Source organism: Streptomyces sp. NPDC028308 (assembly GCF_055565855.1).
Genome location: NZ_JBVHTO010000016.1, coordinates 107,390 through 124,420, shown reverse-complemented (window position 1 = coordinate 124,420; position 17,031 = coordinate 107,390). Strand labels below are relative to the sequence as shown.

The window sequence follows — 17,031 nt, the reverse complement described above, 5'->3', positions numbered from 1 at the left end:
CGATGCGTCCGGGGGCCGCCCTCATGCCGTGGCGCGGGTCGTCACAGGCGCACGGGCAGCGCGTTGAGCAGGCGGGCGCCGCCCGGGGTGGCCTCGGTGTAGCGCAGTGCCTTGCGGCTGACGGTGACTTCGAGGCTGTCGCGCTGGATCAGCAGGTGGTTCAGGGCGATCTCGCCCTCGAGGTGGGCCAGGGCCGCGCCGGGGCAGTAGTGCGGGCCGGCGCCGTAGGCGAGGTGGCCCTGTCCGCGCTTGAGCTCGCGCTCGACGTCGCACTGCTCGGGCTGGTCGAAGACGCGCGGGTCGTAGTTGGCGGACTGGTAGGAGCCGGTCAAAGCGTCGCCCTTGCAGATGGAGTAGCCGGCGAACTCCAGGTCCTCGGTGGCGTAGCGGGGTCCGGCGGTCGGGATGGGGTTGGCGACGCGCATCAGCTCGTGGATGGCGTGCGGCAGGGCGTCGGGCCGGGCGCGCAGCAGGGCGAGCTGGTCGGGGTTGTCGAAGAGGGCGAGGACCGCGTTGGGGATGAAGTGGGAGGTGGAGTGGTGTCCGTTGTTGACCACGAGGAGCACCATGGAGATGATCTCGGTTTCGCTGAGCCGGTCGCCGTCCTCGCCGGTGCTCTGCACGAGGGTGGAGATCATGTCGTCGGTGGGCTGGGCGCGGCGCCGCTGGATGAGTTCCTTGACGTAGTCGACCATCTTGCGGGCGCTGGTCGCCAGGTCGCCGTCGGGGTCGGTGTACTCGTTCATCCACTTGCGGACCTGTGGCTGGTCGGCCTCGTCGATGCCGATGAGTTCGCAGATGACGGTTCCGGTCAGGGGTGAGGAGTAGTCCTCGATGAGGTCTCCGGAGCCCTTGGCGGCCAGGTCGTCCAGGAGCTGGGCGGAGATCTCCTCGATGCGGGGGCGCAGGGTGTTGATGCGGCGGACGGTGAAGGCGGGGGTCACCAGGCGGCGCTGGCGGGCGTGTTCCTTGCCGTCCAGGAGCATCATGTTGGCCGCGACGTAGGGCCGGAACTCCTCGGGCAGGTCGAGGGCGGCGACCATCTGGTCGGCGACGCTGGGTCCTTGGTGGCCGGGGACGTTGCTGTAGTCGACGACCAGCCGCGGGTCGCCGAGCGCGGCCTTGACGTCTTCGTTGCGGGTGATCAGCCAGACCGGTGGTCCGCCGGGGAACCCGATGCGCACGAGCGGGGCGCTCTCGCGCAGGCGCCCGTAGGCGCCGATGGGGTCGTCCGTGAACTCGGGGTTCGTCAGGCTCACGATCGGCTCGGCCATGGTCGCGTCTCCTTAACAGGGCGTCCTCGTCGAAACAGGGGGGTCTCACACGTCGCGGGTGCTGCTCGGCCCGGTCCCGCCCCGGCGGCAGCCGTGCCGGGGCCGGGACTTGGGCCTTCGGGGGGTGGGCGTGGCTGCGCCCCGGCGGTGGGCGCCGAGGCGGCCGGCATCAGGGGGACGCGGCGGGGCTGGGGTCGGGCGGTTTGGCTCAGGCGCGCTTTTTGAAGGTGGACAGCGCCCACACGTAGCCCAGGACGGCCAGTGCCAGGCACCAGGCGACGGCGGCGATGGCGTCGCCGCTGTCGGGGTGGCCGGCCAGCAGGCCGCGCAGTGTCTCGATGATCGGGGTGAAGGGCTGGTACTGGGCGAACTGCTTCACCCCGGCGCCCATCGTGTCGGCGGGTACGAACGCGCTGCTGAGGAACGGCAGCATGATCAGCGGCACGGTGGCCAGGCCCGCGGACTCGGTGGTCTTGGCGGCCAGGCCCATGGCGACGGTGAGCCAGCTGGCGCCGACGGCGAGCAGGACGAACAGGCCCAGCACGCCGAGCCAGTCCAGGGCGCCGGCGGCCGGGTCGAAGCCCATCGCGAAGGCGACCGCGACGATGGCGGCGCAGGCCACCAGGCAGCGGACCGTGGTGACGACGACGTGGCCGGTGAGCATGGCGCCGCGGGAGACGTCCATGGTCTTGAACCGGTTGATGATGCCCTTGGTCATGTCGTCGTTGACGGCCGTGGCGGTGGCGCCCAGGCCGTAGCTGACGGCCATCACGAGCAGGCCCGGGGTGGCGTAGTCGATGTAGTCCTCGCCGACGCTGAAGGCGCCGCCAAACACCTTCACGAACATCAGCATGATGACGATCGGGAAGAGGACCGCGTTGAAGACGGTGGTGGGGTTGCGCAGCGTGTGCTTGACGTTGCGGCGCAGCATGATGGCCGAGTCGGCCAGGGCGGTCGAGGCGGTGCTCATCGCGCGATCGCCTCCTTGTCCTTGGTGGTGTGCTCGGTCAGGGCGAGGAAGACGTCGTCGAGGTCGGGTGTGTGCACGGAGAATTCCTGGGCGTTGAGGGTGTGGGCGTCGAGCCGGTCCAGCAGGGCGCGCAGCGACCTGGACTCGCCGTCGCTGGGCACCCGCAGGGTGAGTTCCTCGTCGTTGCGGGTGGAGTCGGCGAAGATGCGGGCGGCCGCGTCGAGGTCGAAGGTGTCGGCGAAGCGGAGCTTGACGTGGGTGCCGGGGATCTGGCGCTTGAGTTCGTCGGCGGTGCCCTGGGCGACGAGGCGGCCCTGGTTGAGGACCGCGATGCGGTCGGCGAGCTGGTCGGCTTCCTCCAGGTACTGGGTGGTGAGGAAGATGGTGGTGCCGTCGGCGACCAGTTCGCGGACGATGGCCCACATGGTGCGGCGGCTGCGGGGGTCCAGGCCGGTGGTGGGCTCGTCCAGGAAGATGATCTGCGGGTTGCCGACCAGGGTCATCGCCAGGTCCAGCTTGCGGCGCATGCCGCCGGAGTAGGTCGAGGCGAGTTTGTCCGCGGACTCCCCCAGGTCGAAGCGGTCCAGCAGGCGCGTGACGACCTGGTCGCCGGAGCGCACGCGCTTGAGGTCCGCCATCAGCTGCAGGTTCTCGCGGCCTGAGAGCAGGTCGTCCACGGCGGCGAACTGGCCGGTCACGCCGATGGCCGCGCGGACCTCCTTGGTGGCGGCGGCCACGTCGTGGCCGGCGACGTGCACGGTGCCGGCGTCGGCCGTCAGCAGGGTGGTGAGCACGTTCACGGTCGTCGTCTTGCCGGCCCCGTTGGGGCCCAGGAGGGAGAACACCGATCCGGCGGCGACGTCGAAGTCGATGCCGTCGAGGACGACGTTGTCGCCGTATGCCTTGCGTAGCCCGGAAACTGCGATCGCGGAACTCTTCATGCCGCAACTGTCCCGGGGGTGCTGACACGGGCCTGCCACGGCCGTGACACGGCGCTCGAGTTCCTCTCGATGTCCCCCGCCCCGGCCCGGCGGCAGGACCGGCGCACGCGTCGCACGCCGCGCGGGCGCACGCGGCGGCCGGGCGAGGAGGACGGGGCGGGGACGCGGCTCAGGGGCGTCCGCGTGTGCGGACGCCCCTGGTGCTCGCGCCGGTTCCCCTCTCCCGCCCCGGTGCCCGGTGTGCGGGTGCCCGGGGTCAGTGGGGGCGGGCGGTCTTCGTCTCGATCACGTCGAGCACCTGCCGGCCGAGGTCGACCAGGTACATGTGGTCGCCCGGGAACTCCACGTAGGAGAAGCCGGCGGTGGTCGCCTCACGCCACTGCTGTGCCTCCTGGGCGGTGACCAGGCCGTCGCTGTCGCCGCGCAGGGAGCAGATCGGCACCGGCAGCGGGGTGTCGGTGCTGGGCACGTAGGCCTCGTGCATCTCGCAGTCGGCCTGCAGGACCGGCAGGATCAGCTCGCGCATCTCCGGGTGGTCCAGGGCCTCGTGCCGGAATCCGGCGAACTCCTCGACGCGGGCGAGGAATTCCTCGTCCGGGAGTCCCGCCGCCCGCCGCTCGCGCTGGGTCCAGGGGCCCGGGGAGCCGCTGACGACGAGCTGCTCGACGTGCACGCCGCGCGCGAGGAGCAGGTGCGCCAGTTCGTAGGCCAGGACCGCGCCGAGGCTGTGCCCGAACAGGACGGTGCGCGCGCCCTGTCCGAGCTCGGCGGCGATGGCGTCGACCTCGGTCTTGGCCGCCTCGACGACGTTGCGGTACGGCGGTTCCATGAGCCGGCGTTCACGGCCGGGCAGTTCGACCGCGCTCACCCGCCAGCGGCCGGCGGCCGGCTCCCGCCAGGGGTGGAAGAACGAGGGGCCCGCTCCGGCGAAGGGCACGCACAGCAGTGTGGTGCCGTCCGCCGGTGGTGCGGACGTACCGGGTTCTGTCACCTTGACCAACCCCAATCATCGTTTCTCGTGGATGCGCCGGTGGCGGGCATCGCTTTCAGACGGCTGCGAGCTTGCGGGCGACGACCTTCATGATCTGGCCGGCCGGCTTGGGCATGTGCAGGTCGTGGTGGGTGGCGTCCACGTCGTACTCCTCGTAGGAGCCGAGGATGTAGGGCCGCCATTCGGGTCCGTAGGAGGACTGTCCGTCGGTCTTGTCCAGCGTCGCGTTGAAGTACAGCACGTCGCCGCGGTAGACCGGCGAGACGAAGTCGCCCATCTTCTGCAGGTTGTTGGCGCCGACCTTGGACATGGTGTCCAGGAAGTCGTCCATGTTGCCGGTGTTCATGAACTTGCCGAACACCTCCTCGATGTCGGCCCGGTACAGGTCCTGGGTGCGGCCGGCGACCTGCTTGAAGCCGTTGTCGGCCGTGCCGGTGGCGGGCTGGGTGTCCAGGATGGCGACCAGGCCGACCTCGTGGCCCAGGGCGTCCAGGGCGGCGGCCAGGGCGTGGACGATCGGGCCGCCGTAGGACCAGCCGACCAGGTGGTAGGGGCCCTGCGGCTGGACCTTGAGGATCTGGGCGAGGTAGTCCTCGACCATCTCCTGCACCGAGCCGGCCATCGGGTCGCTGCCGTTGGAGCCGCGGGACTGCAGGGCGTAGGAGGCGCGGTCGGGTACGTGCGGGGCGAAGGTGAAGTACGCCCAGCCCAGGCCGCCGCCGCCGTGGACGAACCACACCGGGGGCTTGCCGGTGCCGGGGTCCCGGTTGAGGGGCAGCACGACGCCGAAGGAGTCGGCGTGGTCGCCGGGGATGCTGCCGATGAGCAGCAGCGCGGCCAGTTCGGCGACCGTGGGGTACTGGATGATGGTGCGCAGCGGCATGTCGGCGCCGAACGCCTTGCGGATGCGGGCGCTGAGCCGGGTGGCCAGCAGGGAGTGCCCGCCCAGGGCGAAGAAGTCGTCGTTGATGCCCACGCGCTCCAGCTTCAGCAGGTCGCTGAAGAAGGCGCACAGCTTCTCCTCGTGGGAGTTGCGGGGCTCTCCGCTGCTGACGGTGCTGGTGTGCTCGGCCGGCAGCGCCCCCCGGTCGATCTTGCCGGCCGGGTTGAGGGGGAGCTGGGACAGCGGCACCACGGCGGCCGGGACCATGTAGTCGGGCAGCCGGGCGCGCAGGTGGTCGGGCAGTGCGGCCACCAGCGGGCCGATCGCCTGGGCCAGGGCGGGGGTGTTGTGGCGGATGCGTCCGGCGACCGTGCTGGGGACGAAGGCGCCGCTGACGGGCCGCGGGCCGGGTACCAGGACGGCGTCGAAGCTGTGGGCGGCCTCGCCCGACCAGGTGAGGACCGCGTGTTTGCCGTGGCTGCGGGCGAGGGCGGTGACGTCGTGCGGGTCCAGGGGGCGGCCGGTGGGCGGCTCGCTGTGGTGGACGCCGGCGAAGAGCGCGGCGGCGCTCTCCTCCGCCAGCCGGGCGTTGGGGATGCCGGTGATCCGCAGCGGGCCCTTCGTGCGGGCGGTGTGCTCGCCGATGGCGGCCAGGTCCGTCACGTCGCGGCCCCACACCAGGGCGGGCGCCGAGCTCACGTCCAGGACGTCGGCGGGCTCGGTGTGCAGGACGACCTCGTAGCGGTGGCGGGTGAGCGCGTTGTGCGCCTGGCCGGCCTTGAGGCGGATGTCGGCGGCCAGCTGGTGGCCGCTGGCCCACTGGGCGAACCACTGCGGGGCAAGGGCCAGTTCACGCTGGGCGAGCAGGGCCTGCTCCACCGCCGAGCGGATCTCCTCGTGGGAGGCGTAGGGCTGGGCGGCCTGGGCCTGCGCGGTGGCGAGGATGCGCAGGGTCTCGGCGTTGCGGACGTCGCCGACGACCAGGCGGCCGCCCGGCGCGAGGAGGGGCAGCAGGCCGGTGAGGACCTGCTCCAGGTACTCGGCGCTGGGGAAGTACTGCACCACCGAGTGCAGGACGACGGTGTCGAAGGTGCCGTTCGGCAGTCCGGACAGGTCGTGGGCCGGCTGGGCGCGCAGGGTGACGCGCTCGCCGTAGCCGGCCTGCTCGACGTGGGTGCGCAGCCGGTCGATGGCGGTGGCGCTCAGGTCGGTGCCCCAGTACTCCTCGGCCTCTGGCGCCAGCTTGGACAGCAGCAGGCCCGAGCCGACGCCGATCTCCAGGATCTTGCGCGGTGCGAGCTGCGCGAGGTGGGCGGCGGCCGCGTCCTGCCACTGGCGCAGCTGGTCGACGCCGATGGGCTCGCCGTCGTCCAGGGTGGTGAAGTGCTGGAAGTCCTCGCCGAAGGGCTCGTCCAGGGCCTGGGCGTAGTGGTCGTCGAAGAGGTGGCGCCACTGCGCGAGTTGGGCGTCGGTGTCGGCGACGGCGGCGTCGGGGTCGGGTTCGATGTAGGCGACCAGGCGCTGGTCGCCCTTTTGGTCCTCGCGGACCACGACGGCGGCCTGCGCGACCGAGGGGTGGCCGCTCAGCACGTGCTCGATCTCGCCGAGTTCGATGCGGAAGCCGCGGACCTTGACCTGGGAGTCGGTGCGGCCCAGGTATTCGACCTGGCCGTCCTTGTTGAACTTCACCAGGTCCCCGGTGCGGTACATGCGGGCGCCGGCCGGGCCGAAGGGGCAGGCCACGAAGCGTTCCGAGGTCAGGGCGCTCTGGCCGAGGTAGCCGCGGGCCAGGCAGGTGCCGGCCAGGTACAGCTCGCCGGCCACCCCGGGGGCGACCGGGCGCAGGGCCGCGTCCAGGACGTAGACCTGGTTGTTCCAGATGGGGGCGCCGATGGGTACGCGGTCCGCGCCGGGCACGTGCTGCCAGCCGGTGACCTCGACGGTGGCCTCGGTGGGGCCGTAGAGGTTGTTGGCGGAGCAGCCGGGCAGCAGGTCGGTGAACCGGTTGGCCAGGGCGGCGGGGAACGCCTCGGCGGCGACCTCGATCCAGCGCAGGCTGGTGCAGTCGCCGGCGGTGGGCTCGGTGACGAACGCGGACAGCAGCGAGGGCACGAAGAACGCGCCGGTGACCTGCCGGCGCTGGATGAGGCCGGCGAGGTAGGCGGGGTCGCGGCGGCCGTCGGCGCCGGCGACGACGATCGAGGCGCCCATCTGCAGGTTGGAGAACATCTCCGGCACCGAGGCGTCGAAGCTGGCGGAGGTGCTGACCAGCATGCGGTCCTCGACGGTGACGTCGAAGTGCTCAAGGCCCCACTGGATCCGGTTCATGATCGAGCGGTGGGCGACGGGCACCCCCTTGGGGCCGCCGGTGGAGCCGGAGGTGAAGATGACGTAGGCGGCGTTGTCGGGTGACAGGGTGCGCTGGGGGTCGGTGTGCGGGTAGCCGCTGGTGTCGGGCAGCACCTCGTCCAGCAGCAGCAGCGGCTTGGCGCCGGCCAGCACGTGCCGCACCCGGTCCTTGGGCAGTTCGGTGTCCAGCGGCACGTAGGCGGCGCCGGCCTTGACCACGCCGTACACGGCGACCAGCAGGTCCACCGAGCGGGGGATCTTCACCGCGACGAGCTGTTCGGGGCCGGCGCCCTGCTCGATGAGCCAGTGCGCCAGCTGGTTGGCGCGCCGGTTGAACTCCTCGTACGTCAGCGTCTCGTCCTCGGCGATGACCGCGACGCGCTGCGGGTCGCGGCGCACCTGGGCCTCGAAGGCGTCGGGCAGGGTGGTCGCGGTGACGGGGTGGGCGGTGTCGTTGACGCGGCGCACCAGCCAGTCCCGCTCGTCGCGGCCCAGGACCTCGATGGTGCTCAGCGGGGCCGTGGGGGCGGCGGCGACCTGCGTGAGGACGCGCACGAAGCGGGCGGCGATGTCCTGGGCGGTGTCGCGGTCGAAGAGCTGGGTTGCGTACATGAGGTCGCCGCGCAGGGTGCCGGTGTCGGTCACCGCGAGGCTGAAGAACAGGTCGGCCAGCGAGGTCCGGGTGAGGTACTGCTCGAACTGCACGCTCAGGCCGGGCAGTTCGAAGTCGGCCTTCTCAAAGCTCTGCCAGGCGAACATCACCTGGAACAGCGGCTGGTAGGAGGTGGAGCGGTCGGGGTTGATCAGCTCCACGAGGGTCTCGAACGGCACGTCCTGGTGCTCGTAGGCGGCCAGGGCCTTGTCCCTGACCTGCGGCAGCAGGTCGACGAAGGAGGGGTTGCCGGACAGGTCCACGCGCAGGACCTGGGTGTTGACGAACAGGCCGACCAGGTCGGCGAGCGCCTCGTCGGTGCGTCCGGCGATCGGGTTGCCGATGGTGACGTCGTGGCCGCCGCCGAGCTTGTTCAGCAGCACGCCGAGGGCGGCCTGGACGACCATCGCCATGGTCATGCCGCGCTCGTCGGCGAGCTTCTGCAGGCCGGCGGCGACGTCGGCGCCGACCTCCAGCGGCAGGGAGTCGCCCTTGGAGTTGCGGGTGGCGGGCCGGGGGCGGTCCAGGGGCAGGCTCAGCGGCTGCGGCACCCCGGACAGTTCCTTGCGCCAGTACTCGGCCTGCGCCGCGGCCAGGCTGCCGGGGTCGCCGACGTCGCCCAGCAGTTCGCGCTGCCACAGCGCGTAGTCCTTGTACGTCACCGGCAGCGGCTCGAACCGCGGCGCGCGCCCCTCGAGGCGGGCGGTGTAGGCCTGCGTGAGGTCGCGGGCCAGCGGGCCGCCGGAGACCCCGTCGGAGGCGATGTGGTGGATAAGGAGGACCAGGACGTGTTCCTGGGGTGCGCAGCGGAACAGGCGCACCCGCAGCGGGATCTCGGCCATCAGGTCGAAGCGGTGCGCGATGAACTCGCCGACCGCCGCGTCGAGTTCGGCGGGTGCCACGTCCACGACGGGCACCTGAACGGGGGCCTGGCCGGCGGGCACGATCTTCTGGTGGGGTTCGTCGTTGGCGTCGGTGACGTAGGTGGTGCGCAGGGGTTCGTGGCGGGCGACGACGTCGCCGACGGCGGCGATGAGGGCGGCCTCGTCCAGCGGTCCGGTGAGGCGGAACGCGGGAGAGATGTTGTAGGTCTCCGCGCCGCCCTCCAGCTGCTGGGTGAGCCACATACGGCGCTGGGCGAAGGAAAGGGGAATCACTGGTTGTACTCCTCTACGATCATCCTGCGGAGAGCGGGGCGAAGCGGAACAGCCGATTCCTGTGACCAGGCGGCGAGGGCGGCCACCGTCGGCAGGTCGAAGATCTTGCGGATGGGGATCTCCATCCCGATCTCGGCGCGGGCGCGGGTGATCAGCCGGGTGGCGAGCAGGGAGTGCCCGCCCAGTTCGAAGAAGCCGTCGTCGAGGCCGACCTTGTCCACGCCCAGCACGTCCGCGAACAGCGTGGCCAGCTGCCGCTCGCGGGGCGTCTGCGGCGCCCGGAAGGGGGTGGCGGAGGTCAGGTCGGGGGCGGGCAGCGCCTTGAGGTCGAGCTTGCCGTTGGGTGAGAGCGGCAGCCGCTGGAGCGGCACGTAGACGGCCGGGACCATGTACTCGGGCAGCCGGTCGGCGAGGTGCTCGCGCAGTTCGGCGGCGCCGGGGAGGCCCGCGCCCTCGGCGGGCACCAGGTAGGCCGCCAGGAAGGGGGTGCTCTGGCCGCCGTGCTGGGTGACGACGGCGACCTGCGCGATGTGCGGATGGGTCGTCAGGGCCGCCTCCACCTCGGCGGGTTCGACCCGGTAGCCGCGGATCTTGACCTGGGTGTCGATGCGGCCCAGGTGCTGCAGCTCCCCGTCGGGGGTGAGGCTGGCCAGGTCTCCGGTGCGGTACATGCGCGAGCCGGGCGGACCGTAGGGGTCGGGCACGAAACGCTCGGCGGTCAGCGCGGCCTGATTGTGGTAGCCGCGGCCCGCGCCCGCCAGGTACAGCTCGCCGGGGGTGTCGGGGGGCAGCACGCCGAGGCCGGGGCTCAGCACGTAGGCGCGTACGCCGGGGAAGGGCCGGCCGATGGGCACCCCGGCCGTGTAGTCCTGGTCGGGGTCCAGGGTGTGGCCGGTGGCGTAGAACGTCTCGCTGGGCCCGTAGCTGTTGATGACGCGGGCCTTGGGCCAGCGCTCGCGCACCCGCCGCGCCAGGACGGGGGTCAGGACCTCGCCGGAGATGTTCAGGGCGGTGGGGTCGATGCGGCCGGCGAGCTGGTCGACGAGTTCGGCGAAGGCCGAGGGCACCGAGCAGATGACGTCGACGTCCCAGCTGTCGCGTTCGGCCAGCTCCAGCACGTCGCGCACGATCTCGGCGGTGCCGCCGGTGCTCAGCGCGGCGAACGTCTCGAAGGTGGCGACGTCGAAGCCGAAGGAGGCGGCGACAAGGACCCGCCGGCCCGCCTCGGCGCCGGCGTGCGCGATGAGCGCGTCGACGGCGTTGACGACGGTGCTGTGGGTGACGCCGACGCCCTTGGGCACCCCGGTGGAGCCGGAGGTGTAGATGACGTAGGCGAGGTTGTCGGGGCCCGCCGCCGCCCGCGGTGCGGCGGCGGGGGCGGGTGCGGTCGGGTCGAGGTCGTCCAGGACCAGGACGCCGATGTCGGTGGCGGGCACCAGGGCGCGGGTGGCCCGGTCGGTGAGGATCAGGTGCGGGCGGGCGGTGGGCAGGACGTGCGGGAGGCGGGCGGCGGCGTAGGCGGGGTCGACGGGCAGGTAGGCGCCGCCCGCCTTCAGCACCGCCAGCAGGGCGACGACCACGTCCACGGTGCGCGGCAGGACCACGCTGACCACCGTTTCGGGGCCCACTCCGCGGGCGGCGAGTTCGGCGGCCAGGCGTTCGGCGCGGGCGTCCAGTTCGCGGTAGGTCAGCGAGGTGGGGCCGGCGATGACGGCGACCGCGTCGGGGGTGCGCCGCACTTGGGCGGCGACCCGCTCGGTGAGGGTGGTGTGGGAGGCGGCGACGGGCCCCTCGTTGAGGGTGGCCAGCAGCTGCCGGCGTTCGGCCGGCTCCAGGGACTGGATGTGGGCGACCTTCAGGGCGGGGTCGGCTGCCAGCTGGCCCAGGAAGCGGGCCAGGCACCGGGCGTAGTGGCGGATGGTCGCGGCGTCGAAGACGCCGGGCGCGTACTGGATGACGAGCTGCAGGTGGGTGTCGGCGGCCGCGGTCAGGCACAGCGCGTAGTGGTTGCCGGCGAAGGGCCGCAGGCCCGTGAAGGTGATGCCGTCGGCGGCGTCGCTGGCGGCGCCCAGGCCCTCCCGGTCGACGGGGTAGGACTCGAAGACGACCAGGGTGTCGAACAGGGACCGCACCCCGGCGGCCTTCTGGATGTCGGGCAGCCCGTGGTAGTGGTGCTCCACCAGGTCCGCCTGGCGGGCCTGCAGGGAGCCCAGCAGGCCGGCGACGGTCTCGCCGGGCGTGTAGGCCACCCGCACGGGGACGGTGTTGATGAACATGCCGACCATCGACTCCACGTCGGCGACCGCGGGCGGGCGTCCGGAGACCGTCGCGCCGAACACGACGTCCTGGCGGCCGGTGAGCTGGCCGAGCAGCAGCGCCCAGGCGCCCTGGACCAGGGTGTTGGCGGTGATGCCCAGCGCGGCGGCCCGCTGCAGCAGTTCGCGTGCCTGGCCGTCGGGCAGTTCGACCTCGACCTGGGCGCGCGTGCCGTCGTCCGCGGCGGTGCCGTCGGGCACCAGCAGGGTCGGCTCCTTGAGGCCCTCGAGTTCGCCGGCCCAGGCGCGGGCCGCCTCGTCCTTGTCCTGGGCCGTCAGCCAGGCCAGGAAGTCGCCGTAGTCGCGGGGCGGGGGCAGGGTGCCCGCCCGGCCGTCCGCGGCGTACAGCAGCAGCAGGTCCTGCATGAGCAGCGGGGTGGACCAGCCGTCGTACAGGGCGTGGTGGGCGGTCAGGACGAGTTCGGGCCGCTCGGGGTCCAGGGTGGCCAGCGCCAGGCGGATCAGGGGCGGGCGGTCCGCGTCGAAGTAGGCGCGCTGGTCCCCTTCGAGGAAGCGCTCGAAGTCCTCGGTGCGCCGCGGCTCGGGCAGGGCGCTGAGGTCCAGGTGGGTGAAGGGCAGGGTCACGTCGGCGGGTACGACCTGCACCAGGTCGCCGTCCGCGCCTTCGACGAACGCCGCGCGCAGGGCCGGGTAGCGGTCCAGCAGGGCCTGTCCGGCGCGCTGCATGCGCTGGGGGTCGACCCGGCCGGACAGGTGGAACACCAGCTGGATGTGGTAGGGGTCGACGTCGGCGAGCCTGGCCTGGAAGAGGATCCCGGACTGGGCGGGGGTGGCGGGCCAGATGGTGCTCAGCCGGCCGAAGCGCTGCTCCCAGGTGTCGATCTCGCGCTGGCCGACGGTGACCAGGGGGGCGTCGCTGGGGGTCAGCCCGCCGGCGTGCGGGTGGGCCGCGTGGCGGGCCAGGGCGGTCAGTGCCTGCACCCACAGCGCGGCCAGTTCGGTCACCTCCTGGCGGGTGAGGACGCCGGTGGGGAAGCCGAAGTAGGCGCTGAGTTCGGCGCCGGTGCCGGTGTCGGCGGCGACCGCGTTGATCTCCAGGGCGGAGAGCACCGGCATGTCGGCGTCCGGTGCGGCGATCAGGTCCGCGTGGCCGGTGTCGGGGGCCCAGCCCAGGTGGCGCAGTTCCTCGGGCAGGTCGGCGCTGGAGGCCTTGCCGAGGTAGTTGAAGCCGATCTGCGGGCTGCGCGCGCCGGCCAGCCGGGCGGCGGTGTCGGGGTTGAGGTGGCGCAGCAGGCCGTAGCCCAGGCCGTGGTCGGGGACGGCGCGCAGCTGTTCCTTGACGGCCTTGACGGCGCGGCCGGCGGCCGGACCGCCGGCGAAGGCGTCCGCGAGGTCGACGTCGCTGACGTCCAGGCGCACCGGGTACATGGCGGTGAACCAGCCCACGGTCTCGGAGAGGTCCGCGCCGGGCACCAGGTGCTCCTCACGGCCGTGGCCCTCCAGGCGCACCAGTGCCGGGCCCGCCTGCTGTCCGCGGGTGCGGCGCCAGCGGGCCAGGGCCAGTGCCAGGCCGGCCAGCAGGCCGTCGTCGACGCCGCCGCGGAACCGGGCGGGCAGGGTGGTGAGCAGGGTGTGGGTGACGTCGGCGGGCACCGTGACGCGGACGGTGTCCACGGTGGCGCTGACGTCGCGGGAGATGTCCAGGGGGCGGGCGCCCAGCACGGGTTCGTCGGTGCGGCCGATGTCCTGCCAGTGGGCGAGCTCCGCCGTGCGGCGGGCGGTGGCGGCCTCCTCGGCCAGGGCGTGCGTCCAGCGCCGCAGCGAGGTGCCGTGCACCGGCTGCGGGCGGTCGCCCTGGCCGCGCGCGTGCTGCCAGGCGGTGACCAGGTCGGGGAGCAGGATCCGCCAGGACACGCCGTCGACGACCAGGTGGTGCAGTACGACCAGCAGCCGGTCGGTGTCGTTCTCGCAGGTCAGCCACACGAACTGGGCCATCACCCCGGCGTCGGGGTCCAGGCGGTCGGCGGCCGCGTCCAGTTCGCCCTGGACGGCGGCCTCGGCGTAGGCGCTCTCGCGCAGCAGGGCGCCGGCGTCGACGCTGCCGGCCGGTGCGATCCGCAGTCCCCGCTCGGCGCGGTCCAGGCGTGAGCGCAGTACGTCGTGGCGGTCCAGGACCCCTTGCAGGGTGGCCGTCAGCGTGGTGCGGTCGATGCCGGGGGGCAGGGTCAGCAGCGCGGACATGCAGAACCGGTTGATGCCGCCGCCCGCGGCCAGGATGTGTGCGGCGGTGGGCGGCAGCGGCGTGAAGCCGACGCCGCCGCCGGGCAGTTCGGCCAGCGTCACCCGTTCCTGGGCGGCGCGGCCCTCGACGAGTTCGGCGAGCCGGGCGACCGTGCGGTGCTCGAACACCTCGCGGGTGGTGACCTGTACGCCGCGCGCCTTGGCGCGGGCGACGACCTGGATGGAGCGGATGCTGTCGCCGCCGCTGGTGAAGAAGTCGTCGTCCGTGCCGATCTGTCCGGCGCCCAGCACGTCGGCGTACACCTCGGCCAGGACGTGCTCGGTGGCGGTGCCCGGGGCCCGGTAGGTGGCGCCGGCGAACTGCGGGGCGGGCAGCGCGGCCAGGTCCACCTTGCCGTTGGCGCTCAGCGGCAGCCGGTCCAGGACCACGAGCTGGGCGGGCACCATGTAGTCGGGCAGCCGTTTGGCGGCGAAGCGCCGCAGGTCGGCCGGGGACACGGTGGCGTTGATGTCCACGTCCCCACCGGATGCGCCCGCGCCCGCCTCCTGGCTTTCGGGTGTGTCGGTGGCTTTCTGGGCGACGTAGCCGACCAGGCGCGGGGTGCCGGTGTGGTCTGCGCGCAGGGTGACCACGGCCCGGCTGACGGCGGGGTGGCGGGCCAGGACGGTCTCGATCTCGGTGGGCTCCAGGCGGATGCCGTTGACCTTGACCTGGCTGTCGGCCCGTCCCGCGTAGGCGAGGTGGCCCTGCTCGTCCCGGCGGGCGAGGTCGCCGGTGCGGTACATGCGGGTGCCGGGGGCGCCGAAGGGGCAGGGCACGAACCGCTCGGCGGTGGCCGCGGCGGCATCGTGGTAGCCGCGGGCCAGGGGGCCGGCCACGTACAGCTCGCCCACCACGCCCGGGGCGACGGGGGCCAGTTCCGGTCCCAGGACGTGGGCGCGCATGTTGGCCAGCGGTGTGCCGATGGGTACGGCGCCGGTGCCCGACGCGTGCGGGGGCAGGGTGAAGGTGGAGGTGTAGAAGCTCTCGGTCTGCCCGTAGGCGTTGATGACGCGGGTGCCGGGCAGGGCGCGGCGGATCTTCTCGGCCAGGTCGAAGGAGAGGGCCTCGCCGGCCAGGACGACGGTGTCCACCTGCAAGGCCAGGCCCCCCGCACCGCCGGTGGTGGGGGTGAGGTGGTCCAGGAGGGCGGAGAACACCGCGGGTACGGCGCTGAGGGTGGTGCCCGACCAGTGGTCGCGTTCGGCCAGGGCCAGCACGTCACGGACGATCTCCACGCTCGCGCCGGTGGTCAGCGCGGTGAACATCTCGAACACCGACACGTCGAAGTTGACGGAGGTGGCGGCGAGCATCCGCGAGCCGGCCTCGACGTGGGTGCGCCGGCGCAGGTCCTGCAGTCCGTTGACGACGCCGGCGTGGGTGACGGCGACGCCCTTGGGGGTGCCGGTGGAGCCGGAGGTGAACATCACGTACGCCAGGTTGTCCGGCGTGATGCCCGCCTGGGAGCTGTCCACGACCGGCCCGTCCAGGTCCAGGTCGAGGTCCAGGTCGTCCAGGCACAGCACGGGCGCGGTGCTCGCCTCCAGCACCGCGGCGGCGGTGGCGCGGTCGCTGAGGACCAGCGCCGGGCGGCCGGTGTCCAGGAGCTGGCCGATGCGGGCGGCCGGGTAGTTCGGGTCGACGGGCAGGTAGGCGCCGCCGGCCTTGAGCACCGCCAGCAGGGCGACGGGCAGGTCCGCCGTGCGGGGCAGGGCGACAGCGACCAGCACGTCCGGTCCCACGCCGCGCTCGCGCAGGACGGCGGCCAGCCGGCCCGCGCGCGTCTCCAGTTCCCCGTACAGCAGGGTGGTGTGCCCGCACACCACGGCGGGGGCGCCCGGGGTGCGGGCCGCCTGCGCGGCGACCAGGCCGGGCACGGTGGCTGCGGGCACCGCCGCGTCGGTGGCGCCCGCGCGGGCGAGCTGGGCGTGTTCGGTGTCGCTGAGCACGTCGATGGCGCCCAGGCGGGTGGCGGGGTCGGCGACGACCTGGCGCAGGACGCGTACGTAGCGTTCGACCAGGGCCGTGGCGGTGGCGGGGTCGAACAGCTGGGTGGCGTATTCCAGGCGGCCGTAGGCGTGTCCGGCGGGGGTGGGCACGATGTTGAGGAACAGGTCGAACTTGGCGGTGTCGGTGCCGGCCGGCAGCGGGGTGATCCGCAGGCCGGGCACCTCGATCTGCGAGAAGGAGAACTGCCAGGCCAGCATGACCTGGAACAGCGGCTGGTAGGCGGTGGTGCGGTCGGGGTTGAGGAGTTCCACCAGGTGCTCGAAGGGGACGTCCTGGTTGTCGTAGGCGGCCAGGGCCCGGTCGCGGACCTGTTCCAGCAGCTCGCCGAAGGTGGGGTTGCGGGCGAGGTCGACGCGCAGCACCCAGGTGTTGGCGAAGAACCCGATGAGGTCTTCGAGCTGTTCGTCGGCGCGGCCCTCGATGGGGCTGCCGATGGTCAGGTCGTTGCCGGCGCCCAGGTGGTGCAGGAGCACCGCCAGGACGGCCTGGGCGGCCATCGGGGCGGTGGCGCCGTGCCCGGCGGCCAGTTTCCCGATCCCGGCGACCAGGTCGGCGTCCAGTTCGAAGTCGGCGTGGCCGCCGCGGTGGTCGGCCGAGGTGGGGCGCGGCCGGTCCAGGGGCAGATGCACCGGCTGCGGGACGCCGGCCAGTTCCTCTTTCCAGTACCGCAGTTGCTCGGCGGCGACGCTGTCGGCGTCGTCGACCTCGCCGAGCATCTGGCGCTGCCACACCGTGTAGTCCTTGTACTGCACCGGCAGCGGCGTCCAGGCGGGCGCGGTGTTCGCGGTGCGGGCCGTGTAGGCGGTGAGCAGGTCCCGCATGAACGGGGCCATCGACGCGCCGTCGGCGGCGACGTGGTGGAAGACGAACACCAGCACGTGCTCGTGCGCGGACAGCCGCAGCACGGTGGTGCGCAGCGGCAGGTCGCGGTCGAGTTCGAATCCCGCGGACGCGATCTCGCGCACCGTGTCCTGGACGGCGTCGGCGCCGACGTCCAGCACCCGGAACAGCGGGGCGGCCTGGTCCGCGGGCAGGATGTGCTGCTCGGGTGTGCCGTCCTGGCTTTCCATCAGCAGGGTGCGCAGGCTCTCGTGCCGGGTGACGACGTCCCCGACCGCCGCGGACAGCGCCGTGGTGTCCAGCGGCCCGTCCAGGCGCAGCACGAAGGGGATGTTGTACGTCGCGGAGGGCCCCTGCAGGCGGTGCAGGAACCACAGCCGGCGCTGGGCGAAGGACAACGGGATCAT

The 17,031-nt window shown here is 72.8% G+C and carries 6 protein-coding genes; all 6 read right to left on the bottom strand.

What is annotated here, in order from left to right:
- Nucleotides 1-41: 41 nt before the first annotated feature.
- Nucleotides 42-1,274 (bottom strand): cytochrome P450 family protein, encoded by a 1,233-nt coding sequence (locus ACZ4VA_RS33885; protein WP_389391905.1) that lies wholly within the window; start codon nucleotides 1,272-1,274, stop codon nucleotides 42-44.
- Between the two features lie 208 nt (nucleotides 1,275-1,482).
- Entirely contained in the window at nucleotides 1,483-2,244 is a 762-nt protein-coding gene (locus tag ACZ4VA_RS33880; protein ID WP_452922692.1) for an ABC transporter permease, read from the bottom strand.
- Nucleotides 2,241-3,185, bottom strand: a complete 945-nt coding sequence (locus ACZ4VA_RS33875; RefSeq protein ID WP_389391907.1) for an ATP-binding cassette domain-containing protein — start codon at nucleotides 3,183-3,185, stop codon at nucleotides 2,241-2,243. The genes ACZ4VA_RS33880 and ACZ4VA_RS33875 overlap by 4 nt, the downstream gene beginning before the upstream one ends.
- A gap of 256 nt (nucleotides 3,186-3,441) precedes the next feature.
- On the bottom strand, nucleotides 3,442-4,176 hold the full coding sequence (locus ACZ4VA_RS33870; protein WP_452922690.1) for a thioesterase II family protein: 735 nt from the start codon (nucleotides 4,174-4,176) through the stop codon (nucleotides 3,442-3,444).
- A 55-nt stretch (nucleotides 4,177-4,231) separates the two neighbouring features.
- Nucleotides 4,232-9,217 carry a non-ribosomal peptide synthetase gene (locus ACZ4VA_RS33865; protein ID WP_468083795.1) on the bottom strand — a complete coding sequence of 1,662 codons (4,986 nt, stop codon included), beginning with the start codon at nucleotides 9,215-9,217 and terminating at the stop codon, nucleotides 4,232-4,234.
- Nucleotides 9,214-17,031: an amino acid adenylation domain-containing protein gene (locus tag ACZ4VA_RS33860; protein WP_468083793.1), complete on the bottom strand. Its 7,818-nt coding sequence runs from the start codon at nucleotides 17,029-17,031 to the stop codon at nucleotides 9,214-9,216. The genes ACZ4VA_RS33865 and ACZ4VA_RS33860 overlap by 4 nt, the downstream gene beginning before the upstream one ends.

Coding starts and splice junctions, on each gene's coding strand:
- ACZ4VA_RS33880 (WP_452922692.1), bottom strand. CDS start 2,244: ATGAGCACCGCCTCGACCGCCCTGGCCGACTCGGCCATCATGCTGCGC.
- ACZ4VA_RS33860 (WP_468083793.1), bottom strand. CDS start 17,031: ATGATCCCGTTGTCCTTCGCCCAGCGCCGGCTGTGGTTCCTGCACCGC.
- ACZ4VA_RS33885 (WP_389391905.1), bottom strand. CDS start 1,274: ATGGCCGAGCCGATCGTGAGCCTGACGAACCCCGAGTTCACGGACGAC.
- ACZ4VA_RS33875 (WP_389391907.1), bottom strand. CDS start 3,185: ATGAAGAGTTCCGCGATCGCAGTTTCCGGGCTACGCAAGGCATACGGC.